This is a genomic window from Pelagibius sp. Alg239-R121, from assembly GCF_947331435.1.
GTDB lineage: Bacteria > Pseudomonadota > Alphaproteobacteria > Kiloniellales > Kiloniellaceae > Denitrobaculum.
In genome coordinates this window covers 1,605,808-1,621,190 of record NZ_CAMZOF010000001.1, presented here as the reverse complement: position 1 = coordinate 1,621,190, position 15,383 = coordinate 1,605,808, and the positions used below count along the sequence as shown (strand labels likewise).

Sequence of the window (15,383 nt, the reverse complement as noted above, 5' to 3'; positions counted from 1 at the left end):
AATGCCATGCATCTGCAATACCTTCACAAAGGCTTCTTCCGTCGTCATCTTCATTGCTAAAATCCCTTCTTGTCGTCGTCGTCAGGCGGAAGACGCTTTGCCTCGCGCCGCTAAAACAGAGTGCTGAAACAGGTTCAGGTTTCGGTGCTTACTTTCGTTTTTCGTCGTTCAGGTAATACCAGACATACATCGCGCGCTGTCCCATGCGCCGGAACGGCGTCAGTACACCGTGGCTGGGCAGCGGCGAAGTGAAGATCGGCAGGTCGAGACCGGCGCCCTTCCCGGCCACCATCTGCGCCATGCGCCGGCCGGCCTGGGCCGAATACATCACGCCGTTGCCGCCATAGCCGAGTGCGTAGAAGATCGACTGCTTGGGATCCGGCTGAAAGATCCGCGGCATCATGTCGTGGCTGACATCGACCCAACCCCACCAGGAGTAATCGAGGTCGATTCCCCGGAGCGCCGGGAACTTGCGATACAGGCCTTCCAGCAACATCGCGAGGTGCTTGGGATTCTCCGCATCGGCACCGGTGATCGCACTCCGGCTGCCGATCTGGACGCGCCCGTCGGGCAGCTGGCGATAGTAATGCCGCAGGGTGCGCGTATCAGTCAGCACCAGATTGGTCTTGAAGTTGCAGGCCTCGCGCTCGTCATCGGTCAAGGGCCGGGTGACGACGGAATTCGACAGCACCGGCATCAGGCGGTTCTTGGTCCGGTTATGAAGCCCTGCGGGCGTATATCCCGCAGTCGCAAGGGCCACAGCACGGGCGCGCACGGTCCCGCCGGGCGTGGTCAGGTGATGCACGCCGTCGACCGTCTTCCAACCCATAACCGGGCTGGAGGGATGAACGGTGGCGCCGAGTTTGCGCGCCAGTTTGATATAGCCGAAAGCCAGCTTGGCGGCGTGGATGCCGATGCCGTCCGGCTCGTGCATCGCGGCGACGCCTTCTTCTTCCTTCACGAACTCCTGGTGCAACTCGTCGCGCGAAACGATCCGGGAACCGTAACCGAAGGCATCATTGAGCAGCTTGCACTCATCCTCGATCTTGCGCTTCATACGCTCATTGTGCGCAATGTAGAGATGGCCGCCGTCCTGTGGATCACAGTCGAAGTCGTCCGAGAAAATCAGATCACGAAAAACATCAAAGGCCTCGGAAATTTCCGCGTGCATGCGCTTGGCGACATCCAGGCCCCAGCGATTGATCCACTGAGAGCGCTTCAGACGCCCGGAGGAAATCTGAGCCTGACCGCCATTCCGGGTGCTGCACCCCCAGGCCACCGTATTGGCATCGAGCACAGCTGCCTTGATGCCGTGTTCCTTCGCCAGGTGGATGGCGCAGCTCAGCCCGGTATAGCCGGAACCGACGATCGCAACATCAACGTCAACGTCCTGGGTAATCGGACCGTCGTCCGCAGGCGGCGCGCCGGCAGTGCCGATCCAATAGGTCGGGGCGTAGTCGCGGTTATGGCCCGGCCCCGCGTCGACCAACGGATCGTAGCGTGGATCGTAGCTGCTTTTCGGCCAGTGTTTGGGCCGTTTCTGCTCGGATACTGCAGACTGACCGGATACTATATTCTGGTCGGGCATCTGATGTTCCCCGGATGAGACATCGCGAACCGCGGTCATGGGTGGTTAGGCTTTGAAGGGAGGACGACTCTTGCGGAGCGCCTGCTTCACGACGATTTTGCCGTTGCGGACAGTGAAAAGATCGGCGCCCTCGGCCTCAACGCGCATGCCGTCCTTGCCGGTCCCGCTGAAGGTCCATTCCGAAACCGCGCGGTCCTCGTACACGAAGTGGCTGTGGTGATCCCAATGGGCATCCGGCATGGCGGCCCAGACACCGGAAAAGGCAGCAGCGATTGCTTCGGCGCCTTCGATCTTAGTGCCATAGACTTCCGGACCACCGACTGCGTAGAACACACAGTCGTCTGCAAAGGTCTTCATGACGCCTTCGACGTCATGCTTGTTGAAGGCATCGAATGTAGCGACGAGATCGTCGACGGTGATCTGCTTGTGACCCGCGGTCATCGGTAATTTCCTTCCTCTTCGGAACTATGGTCTGAAGCCTTCATTGAGTGGGCTCTGTCTGGCGCCGGAAAATGACGACAGTCGCCCAGATCGAATAGGGCCAGTTTCATAGTTCGCTAGAGCCAGTATCGCAGCCTGCGCCGCAAATACCAGTCATCGGAGCACCTGGTTCTAGTAATTCTGAGAACTGGTCCTATCCGAATAAGAAAATGGAAATTTTGCACCAAGATTTCTGATACTAAGGCCATCCGCGAAGCCGCAGGCTGCTGCGTCTTGCAGGCAAAAAGAAGACCCCTGCGTCGAGAACGCAGAGGTCTGAAGTTCAATTCGCTAGAGGAGGGTAGAATTTTGAAGAGACGCCCAGTCAGTCACGTACCGGGCCAGTCACGTACCGGGGCCCATCATATGGGAGGGTCCGTTACATGATTCCGGTCCCATGGTCTGAAAACACCAAAATCAGCGCAAATCAGTTTCGCAGTACCGGATAGGCGTAGTCGTAGACCAGATCGCTGAAACGTGCCGGTTCGTGGCAGGCGAGGCACTCGGCTTTGTAGTCTTTGGTCGTAGCCTGGGTGGTGTTGTCGGCGGCAAAGAACGACCAGCCCCAGCCGTCACCCCAATTTTTGTTATCGGGAAAGCGTCCCTGGGTATCCTTGACCATCACGAAATAACCTGCTGTCGCGGCTGCGCTGGTGGCCTCGCCTGTCGTGAGACTCTCGGTCTTTCCCTTGAACAGCTCCTTCACCAGAACCGTGCCGTCGGGAAAACTGCCGTCCTTACGGTAGCCATCGACAGCGCTACGCGGGGCATAGACCACATGCAGACCGACCTCGCCGCCGGTATCCACATCGCCTGCGACCGACCAGGCTCCCAGCATGGTGTAATCGGTGCGGAAGTTTTTAGGCAGCGTGATTGATCCCTCTTCGGACACCACCCCTTCGGCAAAGATCTTTTTGGTCATCTGGCCATAGGCCGTGCTCGCAATCACGCCGGCCAGCGTGAGCGAAGCAATGGCCGCGACTGTGAGGGTTCTTGCTGTCTTTTGCATCTCAATATCTTCCTTTTCGCTTCGTCGATTTCGCTTCAGAAGGCTGACGGTGGCCAGGCTGCCCGGTCGCCAGCCAACTGAGATAGAGTCAGGTCAGGCTGCGTTGGCAGCGCCGGACGCTTGAACGACCGGGAAATCGATGTCGGTACCGGCGATATGATTGAAGTAGTTGGTGAAGAGGTTGACGCCGATGTGCGTGACGATCTCAACCACCTCGCCGTCGCTGTAACCCGCATTGCGCAGGGCGTGGAGCTCGATATCATCGATCCGGCCGCGCTGCGCGACGACTTTCCGGGCGAAGCTCAAGGCAGCCTGGGTCCTGGAATCTGCCGACTGTCCCTGAAGACTGCCGGAAAGCTCGTCGGCGCTCAGGCCGGCGCCTCTTCCAATTGCCGTATGTGCCGATGCGCAATAGTCACACTCATTGGCGCCCGCAACCGTCAACGCAATCTGTTCGCGCAGGCCGGCCGAGAGCAATCCTTGACCCAGCGCTCCGTTCAAGGCCAGAAATCCTTCCAGTACCTTCGGTGACTGAACCATGGTCGCAAAGATGTTCGGCACGACACCGAGGGCAGTGTTTACGCCGTCCAGGAGCTTTTTTGCTTCGTCTGTTGCGGCTGCGGGGTCGACGGGCTGAATACGTGGCATGGGAAGTTCCTCGTTCGGTTCTGGATCTGAAAGATGAGATCCTGTGAAGGTCACTACGTGGAGACAGATCTGTCTCCTTTCAATTAAAAAGCCACAGATCTGTCTCCCTTGTCAATAAAGACAGTAGCATCATCACTTCAACAATCTGTGACTGAGGAATAGAGTTTTGTGTGATTCGCCAGGAACTATCCGGAGTTGCCATAGCGCGACACGGTGTTTATATAGATACAGATCTGTATCTAGAAGCGAGTGTACCCCATGACGGTGCCGCAAAGACGCGAACACCTGATCGACACGGCGATCGAGCTCTTCGCCGAGCACGGCTATCATGCCACCGGTATCGATACGATCCTGGCGAAATCCGGTGTTTCGAAGAAGACGCTTTACCGCCACTTCCGATCGAAGGACGAGCTGATCCTGGCTGCGTTGAAGAAGTACGACGGCCTCTTCCGCAACGGTTTCATGCGTCAGGTCGAAGAGCGGGCGGAGACGCCGCATGATCGGCTGCTGGCGATTTTCGATGTGGCTGCAGCCTGGTTCGAGCAGAACAACTTCTATGGCTGCATGTACATCAATGCGATCGGCGAATACTCCGATCCGGACACACCGATCCGGCAAGTCTGCCGGGAGTTCAAATCGCTGATGCGACGCTATATCGAAGACCTCTGCGGCGAAATGGGTGCCGCCGATCCGGCAAGCCTTGCAGAAGAGCTTGCACTCCTACTCGAGGGCGCAATCGTGACCGCCCAGGTGTCGCAACAGAAGAGTCATGCGGCAAAGATCGCTAAAACTGCCGCCACCGCACTGATGGCCCAAGCCATGACCTCAAAGGCCACGGCCTCAGCCGACGCAAAGCAATAGTCACTGTAAAATGCGCGACCCGACCGGCATCGCTTTGAATGGACGCAAGACCCTCCTCGCCGCCCTTATCGTCGTCGGGTTCTTCGCGGCTTTGCTCGCACCTAATCTTCTGTGGCTGAGTCGTTCGACTCTGAAGATCTCGAACGGCAGCGCCTGGCCACTGGAGCAGATTGAAGTCGAGGTGATCGGCGGCCGCGAAACAATCGAGATTCTGCCCCCTGGTGCCAAGGCAATGATTCTGCTGCCGGTCACAGGTGAATCGGATTTGAAACTGCGTTATCACTTCAGAATCAGTGACTCCGGAGCGGTGGAGCAACGTAGCTGCAATGCCGGTTATATCGAGTCCGGCCTGTATCACGTCCTCATCGAAGTCGATGCGCAAGGCACGCCGGACTGCTGGGTCGAGCTTGCATCCTTTAAGCGCCTTCTGATTTTTGAGCTGTTCTGACCACAAACTATCTGGTTACCAGTTGTCTGGTCGCCAAATTCTTTGAGAAGGGTCTCAAGCGGGTTTCTCAACTCGGCTTTTCGCAATCACTGTCGCCCCGCAGCTCGCAAAGATTGAACCGCGTATAGCGCGACCAGAAAAGAATGGCATCGTTCACGGTCTGCCAGGAATCCAGCGATTCGGCGGAGAAGCTTTTTTGGCCGATCCGCCGGTCAACCGCCGCTTTATAGATTTCACCGCTAATCCCATCGCTGAAGCGCGCTTCAATCGAGACATCACCGCTGAAGCCCGGGGCATCGGCGGCGTAACTGTAAAGAGTGCTGACGGCAAAGGCCGATGGAACCAGTGTCGAGAGCGTGTCGAGAACGGCAATATCCTTGGAGGCGTTGGTGATCGCGACTGCAATGCGTAATGTTTCGCGGTCCGGGCTTCTGACCACCTCATAATCTTTGGAAAGCTCATTCTGCAGCAGCATGAAAAAATTGTCGGCGATCCCCTGCAGATCCGAAGACAGCATGAGATCCTTTTCCTTCGGATCCCGGTAGATGACCACCGGATCTAACAGCACCTTTGTGTAGCGGCGGACAAATTCGGGATTGTCCAGCTTCGGATTCATGTAGACCTGGTTGAAACCCTCATCCGTACTCGCTCGCAATTGCGAGTAATCTCCGAGGAATCCCGAGTATTCGACGTTACGGGCCTGACGGCTTGCGTTTTCACATCCGAATAGAACAAACACCAACAGGAAAAATACCCTGACCGCTTGCATAGAATAACTCCAATAACCTCAGGTTCTCATAGCCATAACTTCTGTGACTATAGATTAACGGCAAAGTCTTGAATGCGCATAATAGAGTTTTTTTCTTGAGAATGGGAGGCGAAAGAAAGTATCACGCCCAGGCTGGAGAGCACGGCAACAACTATTTTCACAAACTGTGAAAACATTGTGATGTTCCCTGACAAGGGCCTGTTCTCCTCCCAGGTCTATTGTTAGTGTCCGAAGCTTTCATGCAGCTGGTTGGAGAAAAGGGAATCCATGGCCGATAACACCACGAGCGAGAGCGTCGCCTCTGAGCGCGGATCCGCAGAAGGGATCGCGGACGGCGCCGCGGGCGGCCCGTTCGATCAACTGCTCCAGTGGCTGAACGATGGCGGTCCGGTGCTCTACGTCCTGGCAGTGGTCTCCGTGATTACTCTGGCCATCATCCTGGTGAAACTGTTTCAGTTTATGCGGATCGGCAGCGGGCGATTTGTCGAGACCGCGCTACAGGATGCACGGGCGGCAAAAACCGATGATGCCTTGGCCGGGTTGACCGCGCGCCGCAATCCGGTTGCCCGGGTGATGGCGGCAGCCCTGCGCGGCACTCTGGACCCGGCCCTCTCCGAAGATGCAGTGAAAGAAGAGGTCGAGCGCGTCGCCAGCCTGGAACTCGACAATCTGCGCAGCGGCCTTCGAAGCCTGGCACTGATTGCGACCCTCAGTCCGCTCATCGGATTGCTGGGGACAGTCTTGGGAATGATCAATGCGTTCCAGGCCCTGGAGTCCGCAGGCAGCCGCGTCGACCCGGCGATCCTGTCAGGCGGCATTTGGGTGGCCCTCCTGACCACCGCGGCCGGGCTGATCGTTGCAATTCCGGCCGCCGCTGCGCACAGCTGGTTCGATGGGGTAATCTACCGCTGCCGGCGCGCCATGGAGGATGCCGCAACCCAGGTCCTTACGCTGGGTTCCAGGACAAGCCAAGCCGCCCGGAATACTTCTCCTCAAGCGGCCGAGTAGAGCCCTTGAGGCTTAAGGACGAACCACCCTCTCTTCGCTTGATCGCACTGACACCACTGATCGACGTGGTCTTTATTCTGCTGGTGTTCTTTATGCTTGCCTCCAGCTTCCTGGACTGGCGGGCCGTCGATCTGCGGCTAAGCGCAGGCTCCGGCACGGCTTCGACCGAAGACAAGGTTCTGGTGATACACATCCTGGTCGATGGGTCGATCACCCTCGACAACAACAGCGTGACGGCGAGGGAACTTGAACAGCAGGTTGCGGCCGAGCTTGCCGAAAAAGCATCTGTGCCCGTGATCGTCCGTCCTGAAGCAGGTGTAGAGCTACAGCGCGCGATCAATCTCCTGGATTTGTTGAAGCGCGCCGGGGCAGCCAACGTCTCCCTCTCAAGGGATCCTTAAAACCATGAAGATCAGCGCGCCCGAACCCGAGGCCGAAAGCGACCCGATTCTGCCCATGATCAACGTGGTGTTCCTGCTGCTGATCTTCTTCATGCTCGCCGGCGCCCTGCACCGTATCGAGGCATTTGACGTTGAACCGCCGGTTTCAGAGAGTGAACTGCCGGAAGTCGACCAGGACTCGGTCGTGCTGGTCAGCGCCGACGGCCGCCTGGCATTCGGTGATGACGAGCTCGACGAGCTTGACCTTCAGCTCAAGGTGCTGGATCTGCTCGCGGCCCAACCCGAAGCGAAAATCCGCCTCAAGGCTGACGGTCAGGTCGATGCGCGCCGCGTGATCGAGGTCATGGAACTTTTGAGCAGCGTTGGCGTTGACGAGGTCTTGATGCTGACCCTGGAACCAGAGCGATGAGCGGGATCCGGTCCTGGCACTGGGCCTTAGCCCTGGTGCTGGCAATAGTCCTCCACCTTGCTGCCTACCTTGGTCTTGTCAGCGGCGCCGCCACGACGCCGGCCTTTCGCGGCGGCGGCAGCTTTGGCGCAACCGGAAACCAGGCTGCGCCAGCCGAAGGCCTACTGGTCGGTCTTGCCCCACCAAGTGCCGCGCCGGCAAATGATCAGACGGCCTCGGAGCCAAAGATCACGGCGGCACCTCGAACCGAAACGCCATCACCGGCCGAGCCCAGGCTGCCTGAAAACCCCCGCGCACAGGCTGAACCCAGCGCGACGGTCGAATCTCCCCCCGCGCCCCGCCTACCTGATCCTCTGCCATCTGAGCCTCTGCCACCTGAGTCTCTGCCACCTGAGCCGGCGCCGGCCGATGTGGTTGAAGCAGTACCGGCGCCAGAGCCAGAAGCGCCAAAGGCGGAACCAGAAGTTACAGAGGTAAAGAAGGCGGAGGAGACGCCGCCAAAAGAAGAGAGCCCTTTGCCGGAGCCGGTCGTCGCAGAGGTACAGCCGCCGGAAGAACCTGCAAAAATCGCAGCTGTTCCACCCGTACCGAGCCGCAAACCAACCCCGCCACCTGTACCCAGGCCCGAACTCGGATTGTTGGAAGAGCGCCTGCCGCTGGAGGGCCCGGAACCGAAAGCCTCCCCTCAAGATCAGGCCGCATCCACAGCTTCTACCGCGTCTTCAGCGGCTCCTGTCACCAAGGCGGTCGGAGGCGAAATTTCGTCACTGCGCCACGTTGACGGCGAAGGAGCTGTCGGCACGGCAAGTCTCAACAGCGAGGGCCAGGTTCCGACACTCAACTACAAGGATCAGGTTCTCCTTTGGGTGAAACGCCACGGCAGCTATCCGAGAGAATCCCATCGGTTCCGGCAGGAAGGAACAGTATTGCTCCACTTTGTCGTCAGCCGAAGCGGCGAGATCCTCTATTACAATATCCGCAAGAGCTCAGGCTTTTATCTTTTGGATCAGGCCGTGAAAAAGATGATGGAGCGGTCATCGCCGGTACCGCCGATCCCTGCGCAGATCAGCCAGGACGAGATCGAGTTCACCGTGCCGGTCGAGTTCCTTCGGAACTTGGGCTAGAAACGTGGAGAACAACATCAAAGCCCCGAGAATCAAGGCCCCGAGAATCAAAGCCCCAAGAATCAAAGCCCCGAGAAAATTATGCGTGATCGGCCTTTTTCTGACCGCCCTTGCGGTTGGAGCTCGGGCTGCACCGGCACACGCCGATTTTGAATCCGGTTGGCAAGCTTATAAGGCCGGGGATCTTTCCGCAGCCGTCGAGGTCTGGACCGAAGCCGGGGAGGCAGGCGATGCCCGGGCACAATACAATCTGGGAGTCCTCCACGACCGCGGTCTCGGTGTCGAAAGAAATCTTCAAAGCGCCCTTAAATGGTGGCGCCGGGCGGCCCTGCAGGAGCATCGGTCCGCGCAACACAATATCGCCCTGACACTGATCGAGCGCGGCGCGGCAGCTGACTTGAGCGAGGCGGTTGGTTGGCTCGAAAAGGCAGCGTCCGCCGGATTTGTGCGCTCTCAGTACAGCCTGGGCAAGATGTACGAGACCGGCTTCGGTGTCGCCGCTGATGAAAACCGGGCATTCCACCTGATCTCGCAGGCGGCCGAAGGCGGTCTGGTATCCGCGCAATACAGCCTTGGCAAGATTTACCGGGATGGACGCGGCGCCGAAGCTGATCCCGTGCTGGCCGCACAGTGGTTTGCCCGCAGCGCGGAACAAGGCTATGCCAAAGCACAGAGCCGCCTGGCCACGCGCTACCGGACGGGAGAAGGAGTCCCGCAGGATCTGATCGAAGCCCTGAAGTGGGCCAGCCTAGCGCAGACGCAGGGTGACGAAGAAGCCGCTGAACTCAGTCTTGAGCTGCGGGGCTTATTAAGTCCTCAAGAGATCGCAGAGGCGGAAAACCGCGCCGGCAATTTCCGTCCCTAGATTGAGATCGCACTCCGGAGGCCAGGAACCAGTTATCTGCCAGAAAGCAATGGCTGGTTCGATCTCAATTATGACTAGGTTTAATCGTCAAGACATTGCGTGACTATGCTATTTGCGACCGCGCTTGGCGTACCATAGCTGACCAAATAGATTTCCAGATTGCTCTGGTTAACCAGACCTATTGCTCGCGTAACGGCTTCGATGATCCACTGGTCCCGATTGCCAAACGCTCCGCCGCCAAGCATCGTCAAAAACACTCTGTTGTTTCCCGTTCTCGATGCGTTTTCGACCGCAGCAAGCAAAGTTGCTTCATATGCGGCCTCCAAAACAAGTGTCGCGATTTCTTGCCAGCTTTCAGCAGGTCCCACTCCGTAAGCGACAGGCATTGCGCTGCAGTAAATTTGTGTGACCCTGTGACCGCTATTGCGAAGCGTGACTTCGGTATCCGCATGCAATCCAATCCGAAGCAAACTTCTCAACCTGTCTCTCTCGTTTTGAGGCATCGTTGTTAGAGTTCGCTCCAACGCCAACAATCCTCTTGGCGTAGGAAGTGCATACCCGTTTTTCATCTCCCAATAGGCGTTTTTGTGATTGTTCAGCGCCTTACCGATGTCCTCCAAACAATCAATCTGCCTGTCAATGGATTGGCCCATTCCATCACGAATCGGCGCAAAATAGTTGCGATAGATTGTCCCGGCTCCGCATGCGATTGCGCAAGCAGGCCCCTGGGTCCAATCGTTCTCGTATCGGCCCACGCCAAGTTCAGGAATTAACGATGGGCCAGCCATTTCGAGCAGGTTGAATTGAGAGGCGACTTGGAATGCCGCTCCAGAATTCTCCGGCAGCACATGCAGATTTTGGACGTCGGCAACGATCTCTTGTACCGAAATTCGACCGTCACAAGGTAGATCGGTCTTTCGTAATTCTGACAGCGAAGGCGTTGTCAAAGTGCCAATTTCAAATCGCCTGGAGTTTGCCGCAGAAATCAAGCAGGAGCCCTCAACCGTCAGCAACTCACCGACTGACTGAGGTGTTTCAGATTCAATACCGGTAAGAGCTGAGAACCACGACATTCACAAAGTTCTATCGCATAGGCAAATGCCTGCAAAGCCCCCGACAGATCACAGAGGTGGAAGCCCTGCCGGCGTTTTTCCAACCGCCCTCTAACTGTATGATCAAAAGGGTTGATTTGTGCTTTTCGCAGATCCCCAGCGGGCGCCCGCCTTTGAGGCGTGATCAAATCCATAGCTGATGGGTGTCAGAACACCCTTCTTAACACAGGCAATCTGATCAGATGACTCTAGGACTGCAGACTACCCGAGTCAGTCATTATGTCTTATACGTAGGTCTGGGTTTTGCTATGCAGAAAAGTCACTGACCGACACTCCATTTCGTCCCGAACTGGAAACCTCAGGATACTAATATTCTATCAAAGGCATTGTTCATTTTGTCGGCGGGACCGTCGTAGATTATCAAGACTCAAGCCAACTGCAGGCGCCGGGGTCTGGTCATTTCACGATCAACCGGGTGGCAGAAAAACTTCGCTGAAGGTTTCGCGGAGCCATTGGATCGTAGCCTGTACCCGCAGAGCCTGCACCGTGTCGGGATGGGCGTGAAGGTGAAGGCCCCGGATCAGTTCCGGGTCGCCGTCATTGACACGCACAAGCCGTTCATCCTCCTCTGCAAGACACATGGGCAGCAGGCCCTTCCCCACCCCCTCTCTCACAGCGGCAAGCATAATGCCGGCGTCGGTCGCGGTCAGGCGTAGGGATTCGTGACGCCTTTTAAGGCGACGGTAGGATCGGGTGATCGCAGGCCGGAGGGCGTCTTCGTCGTAAAACGACACCCATCCAAGTTTTTCGAGGTTTGACTCGCGGGCGTAATAGAGCGCGTAAGGCACATCGCCGAGTTTGATCGCGAACTCGCCGTCCCGGGGCTCGACCTCGAACCAGAGCGACAGCGATGCCTCGCCCCGAACACGGCTGCGCGGCACATGGGTGATAATGCGCAAATCCAGCTTCGGGTGGCTGACCATAAAGGGCGCCATGACGGTCCGCGCAAGCCGGTCAAGCATCCAGCCATTGCCTAAAAGCCGGACCACGCCGCTGGGGCCTTCATCCGAATTCGTCACCGCATCCACAAGCTGGTCGACCCTGCGTTCGACCTCGACCGCCTCTTTGATCGCCGCCTGACCAGCGTCGGTCAGGGCGAAGCCGGTCTTTGACCGAACGAACAGGATTGCACCAAGATCGGCCTCAAGCGCCGACAGTCTTCGCCCTGCTGTCGACTGGTCGATACCGAGCGCGTAGGCAGCCTGAGTCAGGGAGCCCAAGCGGCTGATAGCGAGTGCCACCTTCAAATTGTCCCAGTCCATTTGCAGGCTCCCGCCCCTTCTTCATGCAAAATTGCATGTTCCTTGTGCCGTTTCTCGGGTTCAAGTCCAGCGAATTTAAGTGTACCACAACGCTTACGGGCAACGCGTCTACGCAGAAATTTATCTGTGGCGCTTCGCTTGAATATAAAAAAATACATATTGAACAAATGCTTATTATGACTTCGATCGCCGGGCAACCACCCAAAGGCACGCCTTTGGGTGGTCCCGTGCGTTGGATTTTAACGCGAACTCGGGAGATTCGAAGTTGGCGCTGACAGCGGATGAGGTCGAATTGATCAGAAGCAGTTTCCGCCGCATCTCGCGCGTGAGCGAACAAGCTGCCGACCGCTTCTACGGAATCCTCTTCTCCCGGGCGCCGGAGACACGCATCCTCTTTACGACCGATCTGGAGCGACAAGGCGCAATGCTGATGAGCAAGCTCGCCGTCATTGTTTCGGAACTCCATAACACCCATACGCTGGCGCCGATGTTGGAAGGCCTGGCCTTGCGCCATGTCGCTTACGGCGTCAAGCGGGAGCATTACCCCTTGGCAGGCACGGCATTGCTTGAGGCCTTTTCCGACATGCTGGGCGAAGATTTTACCCCGGAGGCTAAAGCTGCCTGGGAGAAAGCCTACACCGAGCTCGCGGATCTCATGACCAGCACTGCCTACGTACGTTAGCGGCCTCCTGATCGATAGACGGACCCGCGAAACCGGGTCTGTCCATCAAGCTTTTCGAGTGAGACTTTCGCGTTCACGCAATTTACATAATTTTTATCTGGGAATTTATTATGAAGCCTCTTATCCGATCAGACATCATCACCTGGATCTCCAGAATTGCAGCGGTATCTGCCCTCTGGTTGTCGCTGGCTCCCGCACCTGCTTCGGCCGTTCCGCTTTTATGGACCCTCGACAACGTCACCTTCAACGGCGGCGGCACGGCCACCGGATCCTTCCTGTTCGACGCCGACACCGCGAGCTACAGCAACATATCGGTGACCACCGCGGGCGGTGGCTCTCTGGACGCCGGTTTTGATATTTTAGGCGGCGGCAGTGCGGCCGGCGCCAATTTTCTGAATTCCGCAGACGGACCGGATTTCAGTGATTCACCCACATTGCGGCTGGTCTTTCTGGACCTGCTGACAAATGCCGGTGGCGTGGTCGGGTTGCAGCTGAATGACTTTTCCTCCGGTGCCGCGGGGTGCTTTAACGCGGACTGCACGATCCTGCTGTCGGGCATTGCCAATCAGTTCGCCAGCGGGTCTGTGATCGGCGAAGCGGTCGCGCAGGTTTCGGAACCGGGAACCCTCATGCTGTTCGCTGTGCCTCTCCTTGCGTTCGCACTGGCACGCCGGCGATCGGATCTTTCACGGTTTCTTCGACGGGCCGCAAATCGGCCCGCGTGAAATTCCACAACACCAAACGGAATCACCCAACGTGCATTTCAGAAACTTCATTGCGGCAATTTGCGCCGCAGGAGCGCTCGCCCTCGCAACGACAGGCGCAGCGCCCCCAATCTCGATTGGTCTTTCGGCGCTTTGGCCGGCGGCGCCGACAGCGCTGTCAAAATCAACACGCGTTTATCGCGCTCACAGACCTTCACCGTCGATATTTCCCGACAGTTTACCGGCATTGATCTGCGAATTCGCGAAAGCGGATTGGATGCCCCGGCAAATGACCTGCTGTTCGATGTTCTTCCGGCCCGCGAGGGCGTGCCATCCGGCGCACCGCCGGGCAGTGACTCCATCGCGACTGGCAGCGTTCTAACCCTCACGGAACGTTCCGGTCCCACATTTGTCTTCATTGATCTTTCGGCCTTCGACACCTGTGCCGCGGTCGATGACGTCCTCACGGACCTGCCTGATCACCAGAATTCAGGCATATTCGGAGACATGACACGGAACACCCCATAGCATTGCGCCACTTCGCCGGCCGGCCGGACCGAACGTCAGGCTTTACGCTGCCGCCGCAGTCTTCTATTTGGTGGTAGTGAACAAACGTTGTTGCCAAGGCCTGATGACTGGCGAAGCCCATACAAACTCCTACTACGCCGCAACCGCCAAGCGGCAAAGCGACTACCCGGCGCTGCGGGAGGACGCCTCCTGCGACGTCTGTGTGATCGGCGGCGGCTACAGCGGACTTTCGAGCGCGCTTCATTTGGCGGAGCGGGGCTATGACGTCATGCTGCTGGAAGCCAACAGAATCGGCTGGGGTGCCTCGGGCCGCAATGGGGGCCAGGTCGGCAGCGGTCAGCGGCAGGAGCAGGATGTTGTCGAGGAGATGGTCGGAAAGGCGGACGCTCAGCGGCTCTGGGATCTTGCGGAAGAATCGAAAGCGGTCGTCAAGTCGCGGATTGCAAAACACAGCATCGACTGCGACCTCAAACCGGGCATCCTGCATGCGGCCTGTAAACCAGGCGACGCCAGCGAATTTCCGTCCTACGTCGACAAACTCGCGCACGACTACAACTACCCTCACCTGAGAGCGGTTCCTAAGGCTGAGATCCGAGAGATGCTCGGCACGACCCGCTATCACGGCGGCATTCTGGACAGCGACTCAGCGCACCTTCATCCCCTGAACTACGCGCTCGGGCTCGCCCAGGCGGCTGATGAGGCTGGGGCACGCCTCTTTGAAGGCGCGCGCGTCACCGCTTTTCAGGATGGCAGCAAATGCCGGATCGAGTGCAACGGGTACAGTGTGAATGCGAACCACGTGGTCCTGGCCTGCAACGGTTATCTGGACAAGCTCGAACCCCGCATGGCCGGCAAGATCATGCCGATCAACAACTTCATTCTCGCAACCGAACCCTTAGGGGAAGTCCGCGCCCGTGAGATCATCCGTGACGACGTGGCCGTGGCCGACACCAAGTTCGTCATCGATTACTACCGCCTGAGTGCGGACGGTCGATTGCTGTTCGGCGGCGGCGAGAACTACAGCCGGCATTTCCCGAAGGACATCGCCGGCTTCGTCCGCAAGTACATGCTGCGCGTCTACCCGCAGCTGGAGACGGCCCGCATCGATTACGCCTGGGGCGGCACCCTGGCAATCACGCTCAACCGCATGCCTGACTTCGGGCGCCTGTCGCCGAACGTATACTACGCGCAAGGTTTCTCGGGTCATGGCGTCGCCATGGCATCGCTGGCCGGCAAGGTGATCGCTGAAGCGGTCGCGGGCACCGCCGAACGTTTCGACGTCTTTGAACGCATCCCGACACGCAGGTTTCCCGGCGGAACCTTGCTGCGCTGGCCCGGACTGGTGCTGGGCATGATGTACTACGCGCTCCGGGACAAACTCTGACGGTCGCCTGCTACCGAGTATGCAACAGCGCCAAGTCTGCGCTCAATGCACCGGCTTGCCGTGCTTTGCGAATAGACCCTCCAGGCATTAAAACACACACC

General features: G+C 58.0%; 18 protein-coding genes. 11 read left to right on the top strand and 7 right to left on the bottom strand.

What is annotated here, in order from left to right:
- Window positions 1-148: 148 nt before the first annotated feature.
- The 4 genes from QMZ18_RS07305 to QMZ18_RS07290 form a co-directional block, all read right to left on the bottom strand.
- Entirely contained in the window at window positions 149-1,588 is a 1,440-nt protein-coding gene (locus QMZ18_RS07305) for an FAD-binding oxidoreductase (protein ID WP_282605564.1), read from the bottom strand.
- Window positions 1,589-1,633: 45 nt separating this feature from the next.
- Complete coding sequence (locus tag QMZ18_RS07300) at window positions 1,634-2,029, bottom strand: nuclear transport factor 2 family protein (protein WP_322097155.1); 396 nt, start codon at window positions 2,027-2,029, stop codon at window positions 1,634-1,636.
- A gap of 466 nt (window positions 2,030-2,495) precedes the next feature.
- Window positions 2,496-3,077 carry a cytochrome P460 family protein gene (locus QMZ18_RS07295; RefSeq protein ID WP_282605563.1) on the bottom strand — a complete coding sequence of 194 codons (582 nt, stop codon included), beginning with the start codon at window positions 3,075-3,077 and terminating at the stop codon, window positions 2,496-2,498.
- A 93-nt stretch (window positions 3,078-3,170) separates the two neighbouring features.
- On the bottom strand, window positions 3,171-3,725 hold the full coding sequence (locus tag QMZ18_RS07290) for a carboxymuconolactone decarboxylase family protein (protein WP_282605562.1): 555 nt from the start codon (window positions 3,723-3,725) through the stop codon (window positions 3,171-3,173).
- Between the two features lie 258 nt (window positions 3,726-3,983).
- Between QMZ18_RS07290 and QMZ18_RS07285 the strand changes: the two genes are divergently transcribed.
- Window positions 3,984-4,586 carry a TetR/AcrR family transcriptional regulator gene (locus QMZ18_RS07285; RefSeq protein WP_282605561.1) on the top strand — a complete coding sequence of 201 codons (603 nt, stop codon included), beginning with the start codon at window positions 3,984-3,986 and terminating at the stop codon, window positions 4,584-4,586.
- A gap of 10 nt (window positions 4,587-4,596) precedes the next feature.
- The gene (locus QMZ18_RS07280) at window positions 4,597-5,034 is read left to right on the top strand and encodes a hypothetical protein (protein WP_282605560.1); all 438 of its coding nucleotides are present in this window, start codon (window positions 4,597-4,599) and stop codon (window positions 5,032-5,034) included.
- Window positions 5,035-5,101: 67 nt separating this feature from the next.
- Here QMZ18_RS07280 and QMZ18_RS07275 read toward each other — a convergent pair whose 3' ends face one another.
- Entirely contained in the window at window positions 5,102-5,803 is a 702-nt protein-coding gene (locus QMZ18_RS07275) for a DUF3313 domain-containing protein (RefSeq protein WP_282605559.1), read from the bottom strand.
- Window positions 5,804-6,070: 267 nt separating this feature from the next.
- Between QMZ18_RS07275 and QMZ18_RS07270 the strand changes: the two genes are divergently transcribed.
- The 5 genes from QMZ18_RS07270 to QMZ18_RS07250 all read left to right on the top strand — a co-directional run bounded on the left by QMZ18_RS07270 (window position 6,071) and on the right by QMZ18_RS07250 (window position 9,610).
- Window positions 6,071-6,811 carry a MotA/TolQ/ExbB proton channel family protein gene (locus QMZ18_RS07270; protein ID WP_282605558.1) on the top strand — a complete coding sequence of 247 codons (741 nt, stop codon included), beginning with the start codon at window positions 6,071-6,073 and terminating at the stop codon, window positions 6,809-6,811.
- 5 nt (window positions 6,812-6,816) lie between these two features.
- Window positions 6,817-7,212 carry a biopolymer transporter ExbD gene (locus QMZ18_RS07265; protein WP_282605557.1) on the top strand — a complete coding sequence of 132 codons (396 nt, stop codon included), beginning with the start codon at window positions 6,817-6,819 and terminating at the stop codon, window positions 7,210-7,212.
- 4 nt (window positions 7,213-7,216) lie between these two features.
- Window positions 7,217-7,621: a biopolymer transporter ExbD gene (locus QMZ18_RS07260; protein ID WP_282605556.1), complete on the top strand. Its 405-nt coding sequence runs from the start codon at window positions 7,217-7,219 to the stop codon at window positions 7,619-7,621.
- Window positions 7,618-8,745 carry an energy transducer TonB gene (locus QMZ18_RS07255; RefSeq protein ID WP_282605555.1) on the top strand — a complete coding sequence of 376 codons (1,128 nt, stop codon included), beginning with the start codon at window positions 7,618-7,620 and terminating at the stop codon, window positions 8,743-8,745. Before QMZ18_RS07260 ends, QMZ18_RS07255 begins: the two co-directional genes overlap by 4 nt.
- 85 nt (window positions 8,746-8,830) lie before the next feature.
- The gene (locus QMZ18_RS07250; protein ID WP_282605554.1) at window positions 8,831-9,610 is read left to right on the top strand and encodes a tetratricopeptide repeat protein; all 780 of its coding nucleotides are present in this window, start codon (window positions 8,831-8,833) and stop codon (window positions 9,608-9,610) included.
- An 80-nt stretch (window positions 9,611-9,690) separates the two neighbouring features.
- Here QMZ18_RS07250 and QMZ18_RS07245 read toward each other — a convergent pair whose 3' ends face one another.
- Entirely contained in the window at window positions 9,691-10,683 is a 993-nt protein-coding gene (locus tag QMZ18_RS07245) for a hypothetical protein (RefSeq protein WP_282605553.1), read from the bottom strand.
- Between the two features lie 446 nt (window positions 10,684-11,129).
- Window positions 11,130-11,984, bottom strand: coding sequence for a LysR family transcriptional regulator (locus QMZ18_RS07240; protein WP_282605552.1), 855 nt, complete (start codon window positions 11,982-11,984; stop codon window positions 11,130-11,132).
- Window positions 11,985-12,249: 265 nt separating this feature from the next.
- Here QMZ18_RS07240 and QMZ18_RS07235 point away from each other — a divergent pair, with 265 nt between their 5' ends.
- The 4 genes from QMZ18_RS07235 to QMZ18_RS07220 all read left to right on the top strand — a co-directional run bounded on the left by QMZ18_RS07235 (window position 12,250) and on the right by QMZ18_RS07220 (window position 15,282).
- On the top strand, window positions 12,250-12,666 hold the full coding sequence (locus QMZ18_RS07235) for a globin domain-containing protein (protein WP_282605551.1): 417 nt from the start codon (window positions 12,250-12,252) through the stop codon (window positions 12,664-12,666).
- 110 nt (window positions 12,667-12,776) lie between these two features.
- Window positions 12,777-13,391, top strand: coding sequence for a hypothetical protein (locus tag QMZ18_RS07230; protein WP_282605550.1), 615 nt, complete (start codon window positions 12,777-12,779; stop codon window positions 13,389-13,391).
- Window positions 13,392-13,451: 60 nt separating this feature from the next.
- Entirely contained in the window at window positions 13,452-13,898 is a 447-nt protein-coding gene (locus QMZ18_RS07225; RefSeq protein WP_282605549.1) for a hypothetical protein, read from the top strand.
- Window positions 13,899-14,001: 103 nt separating this feature from the next.
- A complete protein-coding gene (locus QMZ18_RS07220) occupies window positions 14,002-15,282 on the top strand; it encodes an FAD-binding oxidoreductase (protein ID WP_282605548.1) in 1,281 nt (426 codons plus the stop codon).
- Window positions 15,283-15,383 lie beyond the last annotated feature (101 nt).

What these genes read in the sequence shown, in the direction of transcription:
- QMZ18_RS07305 (WP_282605564.1), bottom strand. Translation starts at nt 1,588, where the DNA reads ATGCCCGACCAGAATATAGTATCCGGTCAGTCTGCAGTATCCGAGCAG.
- QMZ18_RS07300 (WP_322097155.1), bottom strand. Translation starts at nt 2,029, where the DNA reads ATGACCGCGGGTCACAAGCAGATCACCGTCGACGATCTCGTCGCTACA.
- QMZ18_RS07295 (WP_282605563.1), bottom strand. Translation starts at nt 3,077, where the DNA reads ATGCAAAAGACAGCAAGAACCCTCACAGTCGCGGCCATTGCTTCGCTC.
- QMZ18_RS07290 (WP_282605562.1), bottom strand. Translation starts at nt 3,725, where the DNA reads ATGCCACGTATTCAGCCCGTCGACCCCGCAGCCGCAACAGACGAAGCA.
- QMZ18_RS07285 (WP_282605561.1), top strand. Translation starts at nt 3,984, where the DNA reads ATGACGGTGCCGCAAAGACGCGAACACCTGATCGACACGGCGATCGAG.
- QMZ18_RS07280 (WP_282605560.1), top strand. Translation starts at nt 4,597, where the DNA reads ATGCGCGACCCGACCGGCATCGCTTTGAATGGACGCAAGACCCTCCTC.
- QMZ18_RS07275 (WP_282605559.1), bottom strand. Translation starts at nt 5,803, where the DNA reads ATGCAAGCGGTCAGGGTATTTTTCCTGTTGGTGTTTGTTCTATTCGGA.
- QMZ18_RS07270 (WP_282605558.1), top strand. Translation starts at nt 6,071, where the DNA reads ATGGCCGATAACACCACGAGCGAGAGCGTCGCCTCTGAGCGCGGATCC.
- QMZ18_RS07260 (WP_282605556.1), top strand. Translation starts at nt 7,217, where the DNA reads ATGAAGATCAGCGCGCCCGAACCCGAGGCCGAAAGCGACCCGATTCTG.
- QMZ18_RS07255 (WP_282605555.1), top strand. Translation starts at nt 7,618, where the DNA reads ATGAGCGGGATCCGGTCCTGGCACTGGGCCTTAGCCCTGGTGCTGGCA.
- QMZ18_RS07245 (WP_282605553.1), bottom strand. Translation starts at nt 10,683, where the DNA reads ATGTCGTGGTTCTCAGCTCTTACCGGTATTGAATCTGAAACACCTCAG.
- QMZ18_RS07240 (WP_282605552.1), bottom strand. Translation starts at nt 11,984, where the DNA reads ATGGACTGGGACAATTTGAAGGTGGCACTCGCTATCAGCCGCTTGGGC.
- QMZ18_RS07230 (WP_282605550.1), top strand. Translation starts at nt 12,777, where the DNA reads ATGAAGCCTCTTATCCGATCAGACATCATCACCTGGATCTCCAGAATT.
- QMZ18_RS07220 (WP_282605548.1), top strand. Translation starts at nt 14,002, where the DNA reads ATGACTGGCGAAGCCCATACAAACTCCTACTACGCCGCAACCGCCAAG.